Source organism: Nitrospira sp. Vd2 (assembly GCF_979581665.1).
In genome coordinates this window covers 176,735-196,018 of record NZ_CEFZSK010000039.1, presented here as the reverse complement: position 1 = coordinate 196,018, position 19,284 = coordinate 176,735, and the positions used below count along the sequence as shown (strand labels likewise).

Here is a 19,284-nt window from a genome sequence, read left to right as displayed (position 1 = left end):
TGCCGGACGCGAGGAGCGCATGACGGCGGCCTCTGGCGGCGATGGGGCCGCCTTGCTGGACGCATACCTCACCGCAAAGGAGGCAGTGATCGCCCGGGGCTTCGCCTGGGAGATTGACTGGCAGACAGAGAGACGTCTGGATCGAATCGATGAGTCCGAATTCCTGCGTGAGTCCGCATGGACGGTGTTGTCTGCAGGATTCCGGGAAGCTGTCGTGCGAAAACTGTTCGTCCCTATATGCGACGCCTTCCTCGGGATGCGGTCGGCGGCCTTGATCCAGGCCAACCGTGCGCGTTGCAGGCGTGCTGCTCTCAAGGTGTTCAACAACCGACGGAAGGTGAACGCCATTCTCGACATCGCGTCCATCGTTGATGAAATGGGTTTCGAGCGTGTACGCCGCCAAATCGAACACGAAGACATGCGTTTTCTCCAGACCTTGCCCTACATAGGATCAATCACCGCCTTCCATCTTGCCAAGAACCTCGGCCTTCCCGTGGTGAAGCCAGATCGGCACCTTCAACGCATTGCCACCGTGGCCGGATTCAGTTCTCCACAGGAATTGTGCCAGCTGATATCTGACCACCTTGGTGAGCCTGTTCAGGTAGTCGATGTGGTGTTGTGGAGATACGCGACACTTTTCTCGGATTACGTGATGATGTTCGCCGACTCAGGTGAACAATCTTGCTCAAGGGTGAAGAGCCTATGACAACGGAGCGGCCTCTTGCCGGAAAACGGCTCCATATTGCTGGAAGCGTTGGGCCAAGAACGCCCAGTGCGCTGGCCGTCTATGCCCACGAGCTTGTGCGGCAAGTGGTGCATGGAGTGATTGAAGGAGGGGGAGGAATCGTCGTTGGCGCAGGGAAGGAGCCCACACTGGAAGAAGGGCCGGCACAAGTCTTCGACTGGTCGGTCTTGGAAGTAATCGCGGAGGCCATTCGGTCTGGAATCTGCCCTGAAGCGATGAGCACACGGTGTCCGGTCGTTGTTGTCGTGTCGGAGAAGGGAGAGACGGAGATTCCTGCTTCCAGAAGGGGCCTTTGGACCGAGCTTCTGGGAACCGGCAAGGTCGAGGTGAAGAGAATTATGGCCGGCGCACGATCCGCGACCATGATCCGGGAGCTACAAATGGGATACGGAGATGCGCTCTTCATACTTGGAGGTGGAACCGGGGTGGAACACTTGGCGGATGGATATAAGAAGTCCTGCAAGGCGGTCATCCCTCTTGATCTGCCGTTGGGGGCAAGCAGGGAGGACGGCACAGGAGGTGCAGAGCGGCTTGCCCGGGAATCCAGAGTGAATCCGCTGAACTTCATCCGGCTCCGAGGAGGCGAGTTAGGTACGGAAGGCGCGAAGCTGGCGAAGATCGCTACAGATCAAGGGAGAGCTCCGATCAGCGTTGTGTCGGCGGGCATCATCGAGATACTCACGGTCCTCGCACCACCGACGGCGTTCTACGTGCGCCTGCTGAATCCTAAACTCGAAGCCTATGAACGGGTAGAGAAGTATTTCCGTAACGTGGTTGATCCGGTAATCGAGGAACGCGGGCTCGCGCGAGTCGACCTCGGGAAGGACCAGGTGGAATCGGGATTCCTCAATGTCGAAGTCTTCAAGCGATTGCACCACTCAATGGTCGCCGTCGTGGACGTGACGGGTGAACGACCGAACTGCTTCATCGAGCTCGGATATGCTCTTGCGCGGCCACTGCGTGTTCTCTGCACGGCGGAGCAAGGTACAAAGCTACCGTTCGACCAAAGCGCTATCCCGTGCCACTTCTGGAGGGATGGTGAGCCAGAGGAAGACCGAAAGGAAGGGTTTCGGGCGTTCTGGTCCCAATACATCGACCGGTCGCCTCTAGTTCCCTGACGGTGATGTTGAACACCGAAGTCTACATTTCAGTGGACGTTGAGGCCTCGGGCCCATGTCCGCCTGCCTACAGCATGCTCAGCATCGGGGCGTGCCTGGTGGGAAACTCTGAAGCGTCCTTCTATGCCGAGCTGCGGCCGATCAGCGAGCAGGTCGTCGCCGAAGCAATTAGAGTTGTTGGAAAACCGCTTGAGTACTTCACGAAGAACGGGCGTGAGGCGAAGGCTGTGGTGGGAGAATTCGAGGAATGGATCAAGTCGGTCTCTCGTGGACGGAGTCCAGTGTTCGTGGGCTTCAACGCGGCATTCGACTGGGCATTCGTAAACTGGTACTTCCACACGTACCTCGGGAGAAACCCGTTCGGCATTGGCCCTTTGGATATCAAATCGTACTTCATGGGATTGATGGGCGGGAGCTGGGAGGATACGAGATCGAGTCGGATTCCAGACATGTTCAAGGGTCCAGCTGTGCAGACCCATAACGCCCTTGATGACGCCAAGTCGCAATCCCAGATGCTCGAGAAGATGTTCAAATATGCCCAGGGGCGCCGGGAGGAGAGTGAGTGAGGTTACGATTATTATGAATTGACCTACGTGGAGAACTGAACAGCGGCGGTGCGGCGTGGGTCCATCCTGAGGAATGCGAAGCCGCTGTCAATGACCGGGATTGCTAAACGCAGGGGATTCATGCCCAGCACAAAAACGAAGGCCCGAGCCTGTTCACCCGCTAGTGGCAGCCGGATTGTCCTTCGCTCCTTTAAGGATGTCGTCCAGGATTACATCGCTAGGTACAGAGACAGGGCTAACAATGAGCTTGCCTCCTTCCAGATGTTGAACTCTCTCGATGAAGCCATAGAAAGGGCTGCCAGGGCGGAGGTAGAAGGTGGGAGAAAGCATGACCACCAGTGGCGGATCCCGGAGGCGGTATTAGCCAGTGCGGGCAAAGAGCTGCTGGCGAAACGCGCTCAGATCAGGAAATGCACCGGCTTTGACAGCTTAATCGAACTGGTGGAAACAACGGCTGGGTCGATCGGGGGATTTGTAGAGCTGGCGATATACGATACCGCGGTCCGCATTGGAGCTCGGCTCGGGATGGAACCCGAATTTGTCTACCTGCATCGTGGGACGCGGAAGGGCGCCAAAGCTCTCGGTCTTGCCTCAGGAGGCAAGTACCTGAAGGTGGGCGAACTGCCAGCAGAATTCACCAAGCTAAGGCCTCACGAAATCGAGGATTGCCTTTGTATCTATTCCAAGGAGCTTGCTCGTCTGAAAAGAGCTTCTGTGAATGTAAGAGCGAACTGAAAGGTTCCCATCGGCGTATGCTGCGCTACTATTTCGCATACGGCTCGAATCTTGATACAGGACGCTTGGAGCACCGCGTCGGGAGGAGGAACGTCGAGTGTAGGCTTGCTCGGCTCGATGGATACCGGCTTTCTTTTGACAAGCCTGCCGATGATGGCTCTGGCTACGCGATGGTGGTTCCCGATGAAGGTCACACTGTCCATGGAGTTTTGTACGCATTGCAAGATCATGAATTAGACAAGCTCGACAAACATGAGGGCGTTCACAAGAAACAGTACGTACGACGAACGATCATGGTCAAAACCCATGACGTAGAGCCGATCTCGGCTGAGTGCTATTTCGCGGTCAGCCCATCTTCTAAACTGCGTCCCGGCCGAGTCTACCTCGATCTGATAATCAAAGGCGCAAAGGAGCACAACCTGCCGCACGGATACATCGAATGGTTACAAACTGTCGCTGTGTTCGACGAGTGAGGCGACTGCTAGAAGATCCTTCAGTGCCATCTCGTTGACGCTACCCCGCCGTTCGGCGCCTGTATATAATCGCCCATGCCCAATGGACCTGACGTTGTCCCTCAGCCACCGCTGGATGAAACACCATCGCCATCCCCTTTAACGACTCCGTGGTCCTCATCGCGGCGGAGGCTGCTCCATTGGCTGAAGAAAAAGGCACCTTCCCTGGCAGAGCTCTACGAGACCGCTGTGATTCTTCTTGAGCAACAACCACTCCCTGGCCGGAGCCGAATCATTGCGCATTGCGTTAGAGAGATCGCGAATGCCTTACCCGGAATTCTCGCAGGTGTGGAGCGCACACGTTTGGAATACGACAAGCGATTGGATGAGATTGCACTGGCCTGGGACCGAATGATCCGGCCTCTGATCCGTCCACCTAGGACCGTTGGCTCTACATCCATTCCGGATCCCCAAGATGCTTTGACCGAGGATTTCCTGGGTCAGATAGAAGAGCTGATCAAGGAGCACAAGGCAACACGTGCCAAACCCGATACGATTGCCGAGAAACTGTTTCAGGCAGACCGCCCAGAAAATCGCCATCTTGGTGATGCATTGCGTCCGGTTTTGAGACGTTGGATCAAACTAAAGGAATGGTTTGTCGGTCACGCACATGATAACGGCAAGACAGATTCGGAATATGACTGGGACGACATCAAGCGACGATTTATTCTTTTTGAAAGGACAGTGCTCACGCTTGGACAAGGCTTCTTCGTAACGATCGCTGACATTGACGACTTGATTCGCAATTCGACTCCAGCCGACGTCCATCTCGTCGTAACCCAGCTTGGACATATTGAACATTACAGATACTTTTTCGAGAATCTCAAGGATCCGGCATGGATCCCTGCCCTACGAACCGAAGGAATCTTTAGGACCCCTCCAACTATTGAAGCTAGCGGCATCCCACGTTGGGCGGCTTCAGAATACCTCGTGCGTGTTGCCGACAGAGCCGATCCCACCGCGGTCCTGAATGGCTTGACTGACATTGTAGATGCTCTTGCTCAACGGACCTTGGCGAATCCATTTGTTATCCGCGATTTGGTAGATGTACTTCTTAAACTGCCGGCGCAACATTCCGTTCGCTTTATCCCAAGATTGAGCAAATGGGTTCATCATGATAGCGGGATCTTGTTCTGGCGACGACTTGGCAAACTGACAACCCATCTGGCAGACGGCGGACTGTCACAGGAAACCCTGACACTGCTTAGAGCGCTGCTCGCTATTGAACATGTACAGGCTGATGGTGACTCGGACATCTTGCATAGGCCGGTTAAGCCGCGGATAAGCATGTATGAATATCGTCAGGTCGTGGAGGACCATCTTCAACCTGTACTTGACAGGACCGGCCGCGAGTGCTTTGACATCTTATGCGACATCCTTCAGAAGGCGGCAAAACTCTCTCGCCGCTCATCCTCGTCGGATGAATGGGACGACAACTCCATCGTGTGGCAGCCGGATCTAGCTCTTCAGGACGAAGACGATCGCGATGACGTTAGGAGCGTATTGGCCGTCACGACTCGGGACGCTGCCCAATCTTTGCTCAGCGATGGACGTATCGAGCTCGGTCCCTTGGTCGAAGCGCTTGAAACACGCTGCTGGCTGATCTTCAGACGGCTTGCTCTATACTTTCTCGCATCTGCCACCTTAGCGCCAAGAGACATGGTGGCGTCGAGGCTCACACATGAACCATCGCTCAGAGACAGAAACTTGCGAAAGGAATACGATGCGCTACTTCAAGTCGGTTTTGCGCGCCTGACTCCTGATGAACAGCGGACAATTGTCGCATGGGTTGACGCAGGACCTCAGAACGTCAAGATATTGATTAGGAACTATGAAGCGAGCACTGGGCGGCGCCCCAGCAGTGAAGAGATCGAGAGGCATCGCCGGAGCTGGCAATGGAATCGGCTAGGGCCATGCCATACCACCCTGCCACCTCCCTGGCAAGAGCGGTATGCCGCGCTTGTACAGGAATTTGGCGAGTTCGAGCCAGCGCCACCGCCAATGAGAGAAGCGAGGGTGGTCTCGGCGGGAGAGCGTGCTCCAAGATCTGAAGACGAACTGCGGAGACTTACGCCGTCTGAATTGCGAAATTATCTGCTCAGTTGGACACCAGATCGGAACTCTTTTCCGTATCCCACACGGTCAGGTCTGGCAGAAGTGTTGACGTCCGTCGTTGCGACTAATCCAGTTCCTTATGCCGACGCATCAGAGAAATGGAGAGACATAGATCCGACATATGTTCACGGCATCGTTGGTGGGTTCGTGAAGGCGCTTCAGGCAGATCATCAAATTCCATGGGCGCGGGTCTTCTCTCTGTGCTCGTGGATCCTTGATCAACCTCGCACAATTCCAGGACGGAGTGTTGATCGCTGGGAAGCCGATCTGGATTGGGGTGGAACCCGTTGGTGGATCGTTGAGCTCCTTCGTGTCGGCTTTCAGCATGAAACCTTGGGGATTCCGATTGAACTTCGTGAAGCGGCCTGGCGCCTCCTGGAAACATTGACGATGGATCCGGATCCAGAGCCGGAGGACGACGAAGAAGATTCCGAACGGCCGAGTCAGTCGATGCATCGCGCAATCAATTCAGTTCGTGGTCGGGCCATCGAGGGTCTCATCTTCTACCCGGGATGGATAAAACGGCAGAATGAAGATGCCGGGCCCCCAACACTTCCGGCAGAAGCACGTGCTGTACTCGACAGGCATTTAGATCCGGCCAGGGATCCTTCACTGGCGATTCGGTCCCTGTACGGCCGTTGGTTTCCATGGAGCCTTGTGTTTGATCGAGACTGGGCAACTGCCGCTGTCCCGCGGATATTTCCGGCCACCAACCAACGGTACTGGCTGGTCGCATGGGATGGATTGATTTGTTTCAACGACGGCTATGAAGAGGTATTTGAACCACTCCAGCCGGTATACGCGCAGGCCGTTGCGCAGCTTGGGAGTCCGACGGCATCGGCGGATGACACTCGCCATTTGCGCGATGAAAGATTAGCCGGCCATCTGATGACGTTCTATTGGAGAGGCCACTACCCGCTAGATGAGGAGGACTCACTTCTTCGCCTGTTTTTCACACGGGCACCCGACAAGATACGGGCGGAGGCGATTGAGTTCATTGGCCGCAGCTTAGATCGCACGGCAGATCCTATCGAACCCGCTGTGCTAGACCGACTGCAGCGTCTCTGGGTTTGGCGATTCGAACAGGCGAGGCGGGATCCGGCAAGCCACCAGGCCGAGCTTCGGGCGTTCGGCTGGTGCTTCGGTTCTAGTAAATTTGGGGCAGGGTGGGCTGTGGAAAACCTTCTGGGTGTCCTGCGATTAACACATAGCATTGATCCGGATTTCCAGGTGCTGGAGCGTCTCCCCGATTATGCAGCCGCGTTTCCAATTGAGGTTCTAGAATGTGTCAGGCGCTTGGTCGAGGGGCAAACGTCGCATATTGAGCTTTCTAGTTGGGGTGGAGATCTTCGAAGAACGTTCTCGCAGACAAGAGAACACCCGTTACCGGAAGTTAGACAGGCCTCAGATGCCGTAATTGAACTTCTTGGGAGATTTGGTCACCTCGGCTATGCGGAGTTACTTTCCGGCAAGTCGGCTTAGGATCTGTGTCAGTTCGACCTCTAACAGCGTATAATGCACATATCCACGCTGCCAGCCCGGAGGTGCCTATGCGTACCTTCCTACTCCTCGTCGCCTTGATGCTCATCGTGATCACCCCGGCGTGGGCCGAGTTCGGCTTCGACGAGAAATATGAACGCGACTACAACATCTTCAACCCGATCAATCAACTGCGCCCGGACAATCCCCTGAACCCGATCAATTCGGTGGATCCCAGGAACCCGTTCAACCCCATCAATAGCGTCGATCCGGGGAATCCCGCGAATCCGATCAATCGTTACAACCCCAACAACCCCTTTAATCCGATTAACGAAGTCAACCCTAACAATCCGCTGAACCCGATCAATCAGTACAACCCCAACACGCCTTTCAGACCGCTCAACACTTTTCCCGACCGTCAACGCTAGCCTGCCGCCAGCATCAGAACAGTGGGGGACTGAGGGTGAGCACTCATTCTCCCTACAGTTCTTGGTGATCGGCGAAGCTGTAGTACCGGTCGTCGCCCAGCACAACATGGTCAAGCACTCTGATGCCGAGTAGCTCGCCACCGTCTTTGAGGCGCCGAGTCAGAGCACGGTCTTCTGGGCTCGGAGTCGCATCGCCGCTGGGATGGTTGTGGGCCAAGAGGACGGCGCTGGCATTCATGAGGATCGCGGGTTTGAAGACTTCGCGGGGATGGACGATGCTCATGGTGATGGATCCGATGCTCACGGTGTTGATGCCGATGACTGCATGTTTGGCATCAAGGCCCACGACCAGAAAATGCTCGCGATCGAGTCCGTCGAAGAGCGGCACAAGCAGCTGGTACGCGGTCTGGGAATCCCTGATCCTGACGCCACCGACGGCCGCCTCTGATTCTTTCACCAGCATGACGCGATAGCGGGGAATCGCATAGGACGGGCTGACGTTTCGCGCCGTATGAGGCAACAAGCTGTCCTGGGCGGTACCGGGACTGGTCGGTGTCATAGTCATGCGTACGGAACCGCACCATCGTGCGCATGAGCACGATGGTGCGCGGACGCACGAGTCCTGGTGTCCGCCATTGACTTCCTGTCTGACGACACCGCAGTCTAGTCGCGAATATTCCACCAAGATTGCTTACCTGTCGGCGGGCCTTGTTTTTGCTCAACTAACTTTTACTGGCAGTTTGCTATTCACAGGACTAACTCTCAGGGCTCACTCTATGGAACTCATCTTCCCTGTTACCGCCATCACGGCTCCGCTGCTCGGTGCCCTTGTGATCGCCTTGTTTGGATCGCAGATGGGGGAACGAAGCGCGCGCATCGGGATCGCGGCGCTCTGGCTCTCCGTGCTCGCCTCCATTTCAACTCTGATTCTTGTCTCGCAGGATGGTGGCGTGCGGTTCACGGTCGTGACGACCCGGTCAGGCCTGTTCAATTATTCCGTGATCGTCGATCGGCTCGCGGCCGTCATGTTGGTCCTGATCAGTCTGGTCAGTCTGGTTATCCATGCGTATTCGCAGCGCTATATGGTGGGCGATCAAGGATATATCCGGTTTTTCAGCCTGATGGGTGCCCTCACGTTCGTGCTCCTCAGCCTTGTCGCAACTGGAAATGTCTTCTGGCTGTTTCTCTGTTGGCATCTGGTCACATGGCTGCTCGTCGCGCTGGTTTCGTTCAATACGAACAGTCAGGCGGCGAGAGTCGCCGGCCGGCGAACGTTATGGATTCAAGGCATCGGTGACGGGGCGTTTCTTCTCGCTGTCCTCGTGTTGTACGCGGCTTACGGGACACTCGATCTCGGGGAATTGTTCGCACGGCTGCCAAGTGCGCCCCATCCGTCGTTTGTATGGCTGGGTATCAGGGTGGAATTTGACGTGGCTTCTCTGGCCACGCTGCTCTTGTTGATTTCGGTGATGACGAAATCGGCGCAATTTCCCTTTCATATCTGGCTGCCGGGAACCATCGAAGCGCCGACGCCGGTCTCGGCCCTGTTACATGCGGGCATCGTCAATGCCGGCGGATTTCTCGTCAACCGACTCGCCCCCCTCTATGGCGCGGCCCCCACGACGCTCCACCTGCTGTTTCTGATCGGGGGGCTCACCGCCTTGATCGGCGCCGCGACGATGCTGACCCAATCCAGTATCAAGCGAACCCTGGTCTACTCAACGATGGGGCAAATGGGGTACATGGTGATGGAGTGCGGATTGGGCGCCTTTGCGCTCGCGGTGTTTCATCTCTGCGCGCACGGCCTCTTTAAGGCCACCCTGTTCCTCAACTCAGGCGCCAATATTCATAAGGCCCGAACCGACTTCAAGTTGCCGCCGGCCGGGCCAGAAGAACCCGGCACCTTTTCGCCGGCGACGTGGGCGACCGGCTTTGTGGTCACGCTGGTTCTGCCGTTAACCATCCTGCTTGCCGCGCATGGGCTCGTGCAGATTCCGTTGCTCGAGGAGCAGGGAGCCGTGATCTTCCTCTTCTTCGGCTGGGTCACGTCGTCGCAGGCCGTGTTCAGTTTGTATCGGATGAAGGCCGTTGCCTCCTGGAAGATCTCGGCGACCATGCTGGGCGCGCTCTCGCTCATCGGGTTCACGTATCTCTGGGCGGGGCATGCGTTCACGCACTTCTTATATCCCGCGCCGGGAGAGGCTGCCCGCTATTTCCAAGCCGCGGAATGGAACCGAGGCCTGTTCGATGTCTTCGTGGCCTGCTCCGCGTTCCTCGTGATCATGGTGTGGGTCGTCCTGTACGGGAAGGCGCATGGGGTCAGGCTGCTGAGGCCTGCCTGGCTGGAGCAGCTGCGGGTGAGGGCCTACGTGGCGTTCCTCAACGGGCTCTATGTGGAAGACTTCGTGCGCGCGGTGGGCCGGCATTTCCGTCGGACCTATTGAGATATAATGGGTGCGCGAGGCACTGGCTCGGAGGCGGACAGGAACCGAATGGGCGGAGAACAGATCAGATGCTCGGATGCGGAGCGCATGGAGCTGCGCTCCTATGTGCAGTTAGCGAGTGAGGTGATCGCGCAGTACTGGCCCATGCGGACGTTCATTCACCACAATCCTTTGCATGGGCTGGAGGGGCTGGTCTTTGATCAAGCCGTCAAGCGAGGCGAAGAACTCTTCGGTGGCCGCGGCTATCTTCCCAACGCTGCCTATCGCCGGTACTTTGCGCAGGGCCGCATTCGTGCCGAGGATCTCACTGCGGTGCTTTCACGAGTGGCCAGCGACAAGCGCGTGATGGTTGGCGGACGCGAATTCTCGCATCTTGAGGTGCTGCGCTTGTCCATGGTCCATGGGTTGGCTGAACCAGAGTCAGGGGCCTCCGGCGACGGCTCGCGAGCGGATGAAGCGGTCGAGCCACTGACATCATGGCTCACGCAGTCTTTGGGGCAGGGGCTCAGCAGGCCAGGGGGGCCCTGCGTTCCATGCGACCCGGCGAAGCTCGTCTCGGAGGAGACCCTTGCAATGTGGTGCGATCGCATCCTGGGAACCAAGCTGGTTCCGACGATCAATGAGCAGATGATCAAGTGGTGCAGTGTCTTCTTGGACGAAGGTGAAGCAGCCTGGGCCATGCCGCGCCGAGAGGAGACGTTCTACCGTGCCTGGAAGGCGCTCGCCCGATACGATGCCAGTCTGCGGTTGCTGGGGATCAAGGACGGGGCACAAAAGATCGCGTCGCTGGAGGACAGGCCGGAAGATGCTCTGCTTCGCAGCCTGACGATCATGAAGATCCCGAAGTCGGCGTGGGAATCCTATCTGTCCCTGCACTTGGCTGCCTTGCCGGGTTGGACGGGCTTCATCAAATGGCGGGCCACCGAACCGGCCTATCCCTGGCAGATCAGCTATCCCATTGACCTTGTGAAGTACCTGGCCGTGCGGTTGTTCTATGAGCGGGAATTGGTGGCCGTCACCTGCCGGCATCGGCTTGGCATCGCCGGACACGCTGAGGCGATGCGTGACTATATGGATTGCGCTCCCTATGCCTATTGGCTTCGCCGTGGTCTCGTCAGTGGAACGCTTCCCCCGTTGGTTGGGGCACAGGCTCGTCAACTGAGAGGCTCCCGGAAAGAGAGGCTTTCGCAGGAGTGGGACACTCTGGGGAGGCGACTCTACGAGGAGACAGCCGAGTGGCGCGCAACGGAGGCCGTACAGCGGTCAAGGAAGCAGTTGCTGGCGCTCGCAGCGGTTGCGGGGGTGAGCACCGAAGCCATCACCGAGACGACTCCTTCCGATGTCATGACGCTGCTCAACTGGCTGGACGGGTTTCCCCCCTCACAGCAAGGCCAACGGTGGCTCGAAGCCTTGGAACGGCGTCATCGCGAACAGATGATCGAGCCAATCGTTCGCGCAACCCAACAGGTGCGATCGAGCGACTGCTCCGATGAATCACACCGATCGTCCCGGTGTTTCGCGCAATTGGTGTTCTGCATCGATGTACGGTCCGAGGTGTTTCGGCGGCATCTGGAAGACCTCGGGGGGTATGAGACCTTCGGGTTGGCCGGCTTCTTCGGCATTCCGTTGGAGTATCGATCGTTCGGCGCGGAACACGGTGTGACGCATTGTCCCGTGTTGCTCAAACCCAAGAACCAGATCAGGGAGGTGCCCCGAAGCTACCAGGGGCAAGCAGCAGAGCGGCATCGGGTTGCGACGCAACTCAGCAAGGCGGGGCATACACTCTTGCATGATCTGAAGGAAAACGTCGTGACCCCGTATGTAATGGTCGAAGCGCTGGGGTGGTTCTTCAGCCTTCCCCTGTTCGGGAAAACGCTCTGTCCGCTCTGGTACCATCGGGTAAAGCACTGGGTGGCGCGCCTGTTGCTGGCGCCGCTGGCGACGACCCTGACGATCGACAAGTTGTCCAGGGACGAAGCGGAAGAAATGGTCGCCACGGAGCAGCGCGCGCAGATACGGGAAATTCTTCGGACCGAACTCCATCTACGAGGTGCCGCGCTCTCGCCGGCGCTGATCGAGACGGTTCGCCGCCGGGCAGTGGAGCCGACCGCCGAGCGGACCGGTATTGACATCGCCGCGGTGTTGGGGATGTCGCCGGCCGAAGAGGACGCCCTCTATGATCGACTGAGGCGGGAGGTGAACCTCACCCCGCGTGGAATCTCGGGCCGACTTCACCGCATTACGCAGCACGGATTTACCATCGCGGAACAGGCCTATGGCGTTGAAGCGGGGCTCCGGCTGATGGGATTGACGTCAGGGTTCGCGCGACTGGTCGTCTTCTGCGCCCATGGCAGTACCTCGGAGAACAATCCCTATGAGTCGGCGTTGGACTGCGGCGCCTGCGGGGGCAATCATGGGCTGCCGAACGCCAGGGCCTTCGCCGCGATGGCGAACCGGCCGGCCGTTCGCGACGCACTGCAGGCGCGAGGCATCAAGATCCCGAGCGATACCCACTTCGTGGCTGCCGAGCATGACACCACCTGCGACGAGGTGCGGATCGTCGATCTGGAAGACGTGCCGGCAACCCATCGAAAAGATCTGGCGCGGTTGCTCTCCGACCTCCGAGAAGCCGGGGCCCAGGCCGCCCGGGAGCGCGGTGTGGCGCTGGATGGCCTGGCGGCCGCGCAGCAGGCCGGCGTGGCTCAGATGAAAGCCAGAGAGAGGACTATAGACTGGGCCCAGGTCCGCCCCGAATGGGGACTGTCGAGGAACAGCCTCTTGATTGTCGGGCGACGGGAATTGACCCGCCCCCTCAACTTGCAGGGGCGGTCCTTCCTCCACTCCTACGACCACCGGCAGGACGAATCGGGCAAGCTGTTGGAAACGATCATGACCGCGCCCCTCGTGGTCGCGCAATGGATCAACATGGAGCATTATTTCTCCACCGTCGATAACGAGGTCTACGGGAGCGGCAGCAAGGTCTATCATAATGTGGTCGCCCGGGTCGGCGTCATGAGCGGGGTCAGCAGCGACCTGCGGATCGGGCTGCCGGCCCAAACGGTCTTGAACGGGCCGGAACCCTATCACGAACCGATGCGATTGCTGACTGTGATCGAGGCCCCGAAAGACCGGATTCGCGCAATCATCGTGAAGCATCCGTTACTTGAACGATTGTTCGATCACGAATGGGTGTCGCTCGTCGCGCTGGATCCCGACGAAAACATGTTGTACTTGTATGAACCGATGACCGGCTGGACGGTCTGGCAAGGAGGAGCCGATGGGCGGACTTACGCTGCATCCCATGAAGGAAATTAAGATCGTGGTGCAAGGCGACAACCTCAAGTTCGTGACCGACCTGCTTGATCGCGTCGGCGCGACCGGGTACACCATCATTCATAATGTGTCCGGAAAAGGCCATCACGGGTTCCACGAAGGCCATCTGCTGTTCAACGACACGAGCAGTCAGGTCGTCGTCTTCACGGTAGTCCCGGATGAGCGGATCGAGCCGATCTTGGCGGGCCTGAGTCCTCTGTTCAACAAACATTCCGGGGCCATGTTTGTCAGCGACGTGGCGGTGAGTCGCCGCGAATATTTTGGGGCGCCCGGTTCACGATAGTCTCCACCGCCTTCCTTTCCACCCTCGTGCTCGATGGTCGAGGAGCAGGTCAATCGACTGTGCCGGCCTCTCCCAGGAGTCTTCATTGGGGAACCACGCATGGACCGGACGATGATCGATGCCTCGCTCGGCGCTCTCGCCCGGCAAGGCGCCTCGATGGACGACCTGTTGGCCTGGATTGGGGAGAGCTCCCCGGGCGGCGTGGCGATCGTGTCGGACGGCGAATTGCTGTTCCAGAACGCCCGCTTTCAGACCATCCTGAGCGAGGCCGAGGAAGTGCGGCCTCGCTTCGACGCGCAGCAGGCCCGCGAACTCGTGCCCTGGGTTACGAAGACCAGGCTACTGGCCGAAGCTGCAGCACTGGCACAGCATGCTGTCGGCACCCGCCAGGTCCGCCGCTACCGCGGAGGCAGTCTGGCGGGGGGACCGCTGGCCTACGAAGGGCGATGGGTGGTCGTGCCGTGTCACGACCGCAAGGCGGTCCTCATCGTGGTCGAGAACGTGACGTTGCAGGAGCGGACGGCGGCTGAAGCCGAGGCGGTCGGCCGGTACCAGTCGGTGCTCGCGCGTATCGCGTCGCTTGCCGTGAGCGGGGCAGCGGTGCAAGAGGTCATGAACGAGGCGGTCCGGTTGACCGCGGAGGCTCTCAACGTCGAGCTGTGCAAGATCTTGATCCCGCGCGAGTCGGAAGAAGATCTCTATCTCGTGGCCGGAGTCGGCTGGCGCGAGGGGCTCATCGGGAGCCTCACGGTAGAGGGAGGGACGCATTCACAGGCCGGCTATGCGATTCGGGAGCGACAACCGGTCGTGGTGCGGGACGTCCGCACCGAGACGCGCTTCACCCCCTCGCAGTTGCTCGCGGACCACGGAGGGATCGCCGGGATGAGTGTGCCCATGATGGTGCAGAATCGGGTCTATGGGGTCATGGGTGCGCACTGCAAGTCCGTGCGCGACTTTTCCGACAAGGAACTGGAGTTCCTCTTCTCGGTCGCCAACACGGTCGCCTCGGTGCTGGAACGCTGGCGTCGGGATGAGACGCAGCTTCAGCTCTACCATCGCCTGTTCGAGCTGGTCCAGGACGGCGTGATGCTCACGGACACGAACGGCCGGTTGCTGGAATGGAATCCGGCCATGGAACGGATGGCCGGCTGGACGCGTGATGAAGTGCTCGGGCAGACCCCGGCGATCCTGAAATCGGGCAAGCATCCCCCGGAGTTTTATGAACGGATCTGGCAGGTGGTGCGGGCAGGGACGCCCTTCACGGATCGGATCATCAACCGGCGCAAGGACGGCTCGGAATTTCTTGCCTGGGAAAGCATCAGCCCGGTCAGGGATCCGGGCGGAACGATCCGGTACGTGCTCGCCATTCTGACCGACCTCACGGAGCGCGAGCGCATATTGGAGGCGCTGCGTCACACCGAACAGGTGAAGCTGGTGGGCCAGTTGGCTGGCGGCATCCTGCACGAGATCCGGAATCCGTTGATCGGGATCGGCAGTCTGGCCACGCACCTGGCGGAGCAGACGGTGTTGGAGGAACCCGTACGAGCCCGGTGCCGCCTGATCGCCCAGGAAGCGCGCCGCATCGACGAGATCCTCCAATCCCATCTCGGCCAATTGCCGAAGCGGTCGTTTGAATTTCGTCCCTGCGATCTGCCGGCCCTGCTCGAAGACACCCTGGCCTTGTTGCAGAGCAAGCTGAAGGCCACCGGCGTGGAGGTTGTGACGGACGTGACCCCGGCGCTGCCGGTGGTCGAAGCCTCGCGGGGGCACCTGCAGCAGGTCTGGCTGAACGTGATGATGAACGCCATTGAGGTCATGTCGCAGGGCGGACGGCTCACGGTGCGGACCAAGCCCGCCACCCTGGGAGGGCACGAGGGCGTCATGATCACGTTCGAAGACTCCGGTCCGGGCATCCCGCCCGAGGATCTTGATCGCATTCATGAACCGTTTTTTACGAGCGGGAAGGCGAAAGGGGTGGGGTTGGGCCTGACCATCAGTCGCGATATTGTGGAGCGGCACGGCGGGCAATTCACGATCAAGAGTCCGCCGGGACAGGGAGCGATTGTGGAAATTTGGCTGCCGGTCAAACAGCAGGAGCGAGATGGCCTGGAGAGTCTTGTTAGTCGAGGATGAGCGCTCCGTCCGGGAAGCCTTCGCGCTCAGACTCAGCGACATCGGGTACCTTGTGGAGACGGCGGCGTCCGGGGAGGAGGCCGTCGCGGCGCTGCAACAGACGATGCCGGATGTCATCGTCCTCGATCTCGTCATGCCCCAGATGTCGGGGCTCGAGGTGCTGGGCCGCGTGCGGCAACTCGACCCGGAGGTTCCGGTCATCATGCTGACGGCGCGCGGAACGGTCAAGGACGCGGTCGAAGCGATGCGACTGGGCGCCTTCGACTTCATCGCCAAGTCGATCGAATTGGACGATCTCGTGCTGGCGCTCCGGCGGGCGACCGAAATGCTGGCGCTGGCCCGGCGCGTCAAATTGCAGAGCGGCCAGGAGGCCCAGCGGTATGCCATCGAGGCGGTGATCGCCCACAGCCCCGCGATGCAGGCGCTGATGCACCAAGCCCGCGAGATGGCGCGGAACGACCGCGTGACCGTCTTGCTGCAGGGAGAAACCGGGACGGGCAAACAATTCACGGGCCGCGTCATCCATTACAATAGCGCTCGAGCCGCCGATCCCTACGTCGAAGTGGAGTGCCCGGCCATTCCCCGCGAGCTGTTCGAAAGCGAGCTGTTGGGGCATGAAAAAGGCTCGTTCACAGGCGCCGGGGGACGCAAATGCGGGCTGATCGAGCTGGCCGAGGGGGGCACCGTGCTGTTTGACGAGATCGGCGATCTCCCCCTCGCGTTGCAGGCGAAATTGCTGCGCGTGATCGAAGAACGGACGTTGCGCCGCGTGGGGGGCACCGGCACGATGCCTGTCGATGTCCGCTTCATGGCAGCGACCAACCGGGACTTGAAGGACGCGGTGGCCAAGGGCGAGTTCCGTGAAGATCTGTACTTCCGCCTGAACGTGGTCACGTTGACGGTGCCGCCCTTGCGAGAGCGCCAGGAGGATATCCTCCCGCTCGCCGAGCAGTTTCTGCTGCGGTCCGCCCTCGCGCTCAAGAAGCCGGTCCGGACGATCGCCGAGTCCGCCCGGCAACTGCTCCAGGCCTACCGGTTTCCGGGCAATGTGCGGGAACTGAACAACCTGATCGAGCGTGCCGTCATTTTCTGCAACGGGACGGCGTTGGAAGCGTCTCATTTTCCGGCGGATCTCAAGGACACCAGCCGGGCCGCCGGGATTCTCGCCACGGCGGCGCCGGTCTCGGCTGCTCCGGGCTCGGATCCCATGATGGTTCATCTCTCGTTCCGTCTGGGAGATCGGTCCTTATTCGACCTGGAGAATGACCTCATCCAGGAGGCGCTCGAACGGACGGGCGGCAACAAAACCCTCGCGGCGAAGTATCTCGGGATCAACCGCTGGCTGCTGGACCGGCGCAGGAAGAAGTAACGGTGCAAGATCGTGATGCTCCATCGACGATGCCACCAGGGTTTAACGGCGTTGATCCTCATGTCACGGGACTGTCTTCCTTGCAGGGGTGTGGGGCCTCCGAGCCAGGGAGACTGTTCCCGAATCGGGAAGCCACCCTCGGCAAGACCAAAGAAGCTCTTCTGGCCTGTGCCGGTCAGCCGATCCGTGATGAGGTCCAGGACGAGGGCGTTATCCTGCGGTATTACAAGGGAGCGTCGATGTTGGACAAATCGTTTCCGACATCGAGAGGCAGTTTCCCACGGCCCCACGATGCGTGCTGGGCAAGGGTGCGGCTGGAGGGAGATCGGGTCACGGACATCGGCTATCACTCTGTTCCGAGCGCAACCGATTCTTCGGCCCGATGCGAAGCCATCTTTGAAGGCTGCAATCCCGATCCATAACGAACATCGGCCGGTGTTGCCGAACATCCAACCGGGCGGATTGAAGCCAAGGCCTGATCAGGAGAGTTTGCGCTTGACAAGCAGTCGTGCTGTCTGTACAAGAGGCGTCGCGACTCAATCGCGTCCCCTTTCGTGCACCGCTGGATCGGCGCATAAGGGACGAGTGTGGGAGAGACGAGAATGGATCCTGATGGTAGCAGTCAGCCTCACATAGGCCCAACCACCTCAAGGTCTGCCACTGTATCCGTGGGCGCTCGCGCGCCTCTCCATTTCGTGTTCTGATCCACGAGCGTCATGGGAGGTTCCGCCCGACCTACGAGGACGGGCGATAGAGAGCCTCATCATGACGCTCATGCCGATTCTTTCTCATAAGAATCCTCCTTCTCACATTCGTACCCCCGCTCACGCGGAGGCCCGAGCGGCGCTGCACGGATATCCGCGACTTCCCTTGGAAGCATTGGCGGTGCGACCGTTTGTGACCGATGACGCCCGCGTCGTCTATCCAGGACAAACTGGAAGTCGAAAACTTCGGGGGCATCACCGTCAGCCGGGGCCGTCAGCCGGGCTTTGAGGTCCGTTCCCTGCAGGGCACCTCCGTCTCTGATCGCTTGGAACTCATTGGGGGTGGCTTCGGGTTTCAGTATGAGAACAACAAGATGACGCCACAGGACCTGGTGTTTCAGCCCAAGTATGTCTTGTACCGTTCTTTTGGTCTTGTCCCCTCGGTCTCTGCAGCCGCAGCCGTGTTGGCGCCGCTCAGCGGGAACCGCCAGCTCTGGAACACCTATAACATGCTGCACGTCAGTTGGTTCCTCTTTACCCCTGAAGACAGCACCGATCCCTACGACAATGGCCTGGCCATTCACGTCAATATCGGAAGCAAAGGGCAATACAACGCCGGGCTCGGGGGGCGATGGAGCAACAAACTCTACTGGGCCGCCGGCTTCGAGGTGATCACGCCGATCAGCCGCGAACTTCGAGTCCTGGGCGAAGCCTTCGACGGGGATCCGTTCAGCTTCGAGGAAGAATTTCCCGCCTATCAGGTCGGGTTCCGCTGGTACAAGACCCCGAATCTCCAGTGGGATCTTGTCCTCCGAGGTGTTCACGACGGGGGAATCGGTTCGGGCCTCGGAGCCGCTGGAATTGAGGCCGGCCCAGGGTGGAATTATACGCTCCAGATCGGGCTGCGATTTTTGCTTGATGACCTCTTTCCTTTTCGCTGATGGTAGCAGACAAGGAGGGTTGCTATGGTATTTGGTGGCGTTGTCATGTGGACCGCGGCTGTGAGCCTGAGTCTGATTCTTCAAGGTTGTGGCCTTAACGGTGTCCGAGGAACGGTTCTCTCCATCGACCAGAACCAATACGTGATACGAGATTACGGCGGAACAGTGTGGGCGGTCCATGCAGATGACGCGTCTCATCGCGATCGGGTTCAAGTCGATGATGAAGTGCGGGTCTACATCGGCGGTGCCGGGCATGCCGCCTACATTCAAAAGGTGGAACAGTAGAGCCGTGTAAGCCGATCCCAACCAGGCTCACGAGTGCTGTTTCCGACTCTTGCTCCTCCAGGTTCTTGCTCTCCCCCACCCTGTTGGTCGCTGT

Annotated in this window: 15 protein-coding genes; 14 read left to right on the top strand and 1 reads right to left on the bottom strand. The window is 59.1% G+C overall.

Annotation, left to right across the window (positions count from 1 at the left end; all coding sequences use genetic code 11):
- The first annotated feature begins 19 nt into the window (after nucleotides 1–19).
- The 7 genes from AC1U7K_RS16610 (at nucleotide 20) to AC1U7K_RS16580 (ending at nucleotide 7,698) form a co-directional block, all read left to right on the top strand.
- Nucleotides 20–706 (top strand): hypothetical protein, encoded by a 687-nt coding sequence (locus AC1U7K_RS16610; RefSeq protein WP_480252755.1) that lies wholly within the window; start codon nucleotides 20–22, stop codon nucleotides 704–706.
- Nucleotides 682–1,863 (top strand): hypothetical protein, encoded by a 1,182-nt coding sequence (locus AC1U7K_RS16605; RefSeq protein WP_480252753.1) that lies wholly within the window; start codon nucleotides 682–684, stop codon nucleotides 1,861–1,863. Before AC1U7K_RS16610 ends, AC1U7K_RS16605 begins: the two co-directional genes overlap by 25 nt.
- Nucleotides 1,864–1,868: 5 nt before the next feature.
- Nucleotides 1,869–2,429, top strand: coding sequence for a 3'-5' exonuclease (locus AC1U7K_RS16600; RefSeq protein WP_480252752.1), 561 nt, complete (start codon nucleotides 1,869–1,871; stop codon nucleotides 2,427–2,429).
- 90 nt (nucleotides 2,430–2,519) lie between these two features.
- Nucleotides 2,520–3,164 (top strand): hypothetical protein, encoded by a 645-nt coding sequence (locus AC1U7K_RS16595; RefSeq protein ID WP_480252750.1) that lies wholly within the window; start codon nucleotides 2,520–2,522, stop codon nucleotides 3,162–3,164.
- Between the two features lie 17 nt (nucleotides 3,165–3,181).
- Complete coding sequence (locus AC1U7K_RS16590; RefSeq protein ID WP_480252748.1) at nucleotides 3,182–3,637, top strand: gamma-glutamylcyclotransferase family protein; 456 nt, start codon at nucleotides 3,182–3,184, stop codon at nucleotides 3,635–3,637.
- Between the two features lie 342 nt (nucleotides 3,638–3,979).
- Complete coding sequence (locus AC1U7K_RS16585; RefSeq protein WP_480252746.1) at nucleotides 3,980–7,273, top strand: hypothetical protein; 3,294 nt, start codon at nucleotides 3,980–3,982, stop codon at nucleotides 7,271–7,273.
- Between the two features lie 68 nt (nucleotides 7,274–7,341).
- Nucleotides 7,342–7,698, top strand: a complete 357-nt coding sequence (locus tag AC1U7K_RS16580) for a hypothetical protein (protein WP_480252744.1) — start codon at nucleotides 7,342–7,344, stop codon at nucleotides 7,696–7,698.
- A 52-nt stretch (nucleotides 7,699–7,750) separates the two neighbouring features.
- On the opposite strand, the gene AC1U7K_RS16575 is transcribed toward AC1U7K_RS16580, so the two are convergent.
- The gene (locus AC1U7K_RS16575; RefSeq protein ID WP_480252743.1) at nucleotides 7,751–8,263 is read right to left on the bottom strand and encodes a JAB domain-containing protein; all 513 of its coding nucleotides are present in this window, start codon (nucleotides 8,261–8,263) and stop codon (nucleotides 7,751–7,753) included.
- A 211-nt stretch (nucleotides 8,264–8,474) separates the two neighbouring features.
- Here AC1U7K_RS16575 and AC1U7K_RS16570 point away from each other — a divergent pair, with 211 nt between their 5' ends.
- The 7 genes from AC1U7K_RS16570 (at nucleotide 8,475) to AC1U7K_RS16540 (ending at nucleotide 19,190) form a co-directional block, all read left to right on the top strand.
- A complete protein-coding gene (locus AC1U7K_RS16570) occupies nucleotides 8,475–10,142 on the top strand; it encodes an NADH-quinone oxidoreductase subunit 5 family protein (protein WP_480252741.1) in 1,668 nt (555 codons plus the stop codon).
- 87 nt (nucleotides 10,143–10,229) lie between these two features.
- The gene (locus tag AC1U7K_RS16565) at nucleotides 10,230–13,457 is read left to right on the top strand and encodes a DUF2309 domain-containing protein (protein ID WP_480252739.1); all 3,228 of its coding nucleotides are present in this window, start codon (nucleotides 10,230–10,232) and stop codon (nucleotides 13,455–13,457) included.
- Nucleotides 13,420–13,758, top strand: a complete 339-nt coding sequence (locus AC1U7K_RS16560) for a P-II family nitrogen regulator (RefSeq protein WP_480252737.1) — start codon at nucleotides 13,420–13,422, stop codon at nucleotides 13,756–13,758. The genes AC1U7K_RS16565 and AC1U7K_RS16560 overlap by 38 nt, the downstream gene beginning before the upstream one ends.
- Nucleotides 13,759–13,857: 99 nt before the next feature.
- Entirely contained in the window at nucleotides 13,858–15,891 is a 2,034-nt protein-coding gene (locus AC1U7K_RS16555) for an ATP-binding protein (protein WP_480252735.1), read from the top strand.
- Entirely contained in the window at nucleotides 15,860–17,260 is a 1,401-nt protein-coding gene (locus AC1U7K_RS16550; RefSeq protein WP_480252733.1) for a sigma-54-dependent transcriptional regulator, read from the top strand. The genes AC1U7K_RS16555 and AC1U7K_RS16550 overlap by 32 nt, the downstream gene beginning before the upstream one ends.
- Nucleotides 17,261–18,164: 904 nt before the next feature.
- Nucleotides 18,165–18,905 (top strand): hypothetical protein, encoded by a 741-nt coding sequence (locus AC1U7K_RS16545; RefSeq protein WP_480252731.1) that lies wholly within the window; start codon nucleotides 18,165–18,167, stop codon nucleotides 18,903–18,905.
- Nucleotides 18,906–18,929: 24 nt separating this feature from the next.
- Nucleotides 18,930–19,190 carry a hypothetical protein gene (locus AC1U7K_RS16540; RefSeq protein ID WP_480252729.1) on the top strand — a complete coding sequence of 87 codons (261 nt, stop codon included), beginning with the start codon at nucleotides 18,930–18,932 and terminating at the stop codon, nucleotides 19,188–19,190.
- The last annotated feature ends 94 nt before the right edge of the window (nucleotides 19,191–19,284 follow it).

Coding starts and splice junctions, on each gene's coding strand:
- AC1U7K_RS16540 (WP_480252729.1), top strand. CDS start 18,930: ATGGTATTTGGTGGCGTTGTCATGTGGACCGCGGCTGTGAGCCTGAGT.
- AC1U7K_RS16555 (WP_480252735.1), top strand. CDS start 13,858: ATGGACCGGACGATGATCGATGCCTCGCTCGGCGCTCTCGCCCGGCAA.
- AC1U7K_RS16570 (WP_480252741.1), top strand. CDS start 8,475: ATGGAACTCATCTTCCCTGTTACCGCCATCACGGCTCCGCTGCTCGGT.
- AC1U7K_RS16590 (WP_480252748.1), top strand. CDS start 3,182: ATGCTGCGCTACTATTTCGCATACGGCTCGAATCTTGATACAGGACGC.
- AC1U7K_RS16610 (WP_480252755.1), top strand. CDS start 20: ATGACGGCGGCCTCTGGCGGCGATGGGGCCGCCTTGCTGGACGCATAC.
- AC1U7K_RS16600 (WP_480252752.1), top strand. CDS start 1,869: ATGTTGAACACCGAAGTCTACATTTCAGTGGACGTTGAGGCCTCGGGC.
- AC1U7K_RS16565 (WP_480252739.1), top strand. CDS start 10,230: ATGGAGCTGCGCTCCTATGTGCAGTTAGCGAGTGAGGTGATCGCGCAG.
- AC1U7K_RS16545 (WP_480252731.1), top strand. CDS start 18,165: ATGACGCCCGCGTCGTCTATCCAGGACAAACTGGAAGTCGAAAACTTC.
- AC1U7K_RS16595 (WP_480252750.1), top strand. CDS start 2,520: ATGACCGGGATTGCTAAACGCAGGGGATTCATGCCCAGCACAAAAACG.
- AC1U7K_RS16560 (WP_480252737.1), top strand. CDS start 13,420: ATGGGCGGACTTACGCTGCATCCCATGAAGGAAATTAAGATCGTGGTG.
- AC1U7K_RS16550 (WP_480252733.1), top strand. CDS start 15,860: ATGGCCTGGAGAGTCTTGTTAGTCGAGGATGAGCGCTCCGTCCGGGAA.
- AC1U7K_RS16580 (WP_480252744.1), top strand. CDS start 7,342: ATGCGTACCTTCCTACTCCTCGTCGCCTTGATGCTCATCGTGATCACC.
- AC1U7K_RS16575 (WP_480252743.1), bottom strand. CDS start 8,263: ATGACTATGACACCGACCAGTCCCGGTACCGCCCAGGACAGCTTGTTG.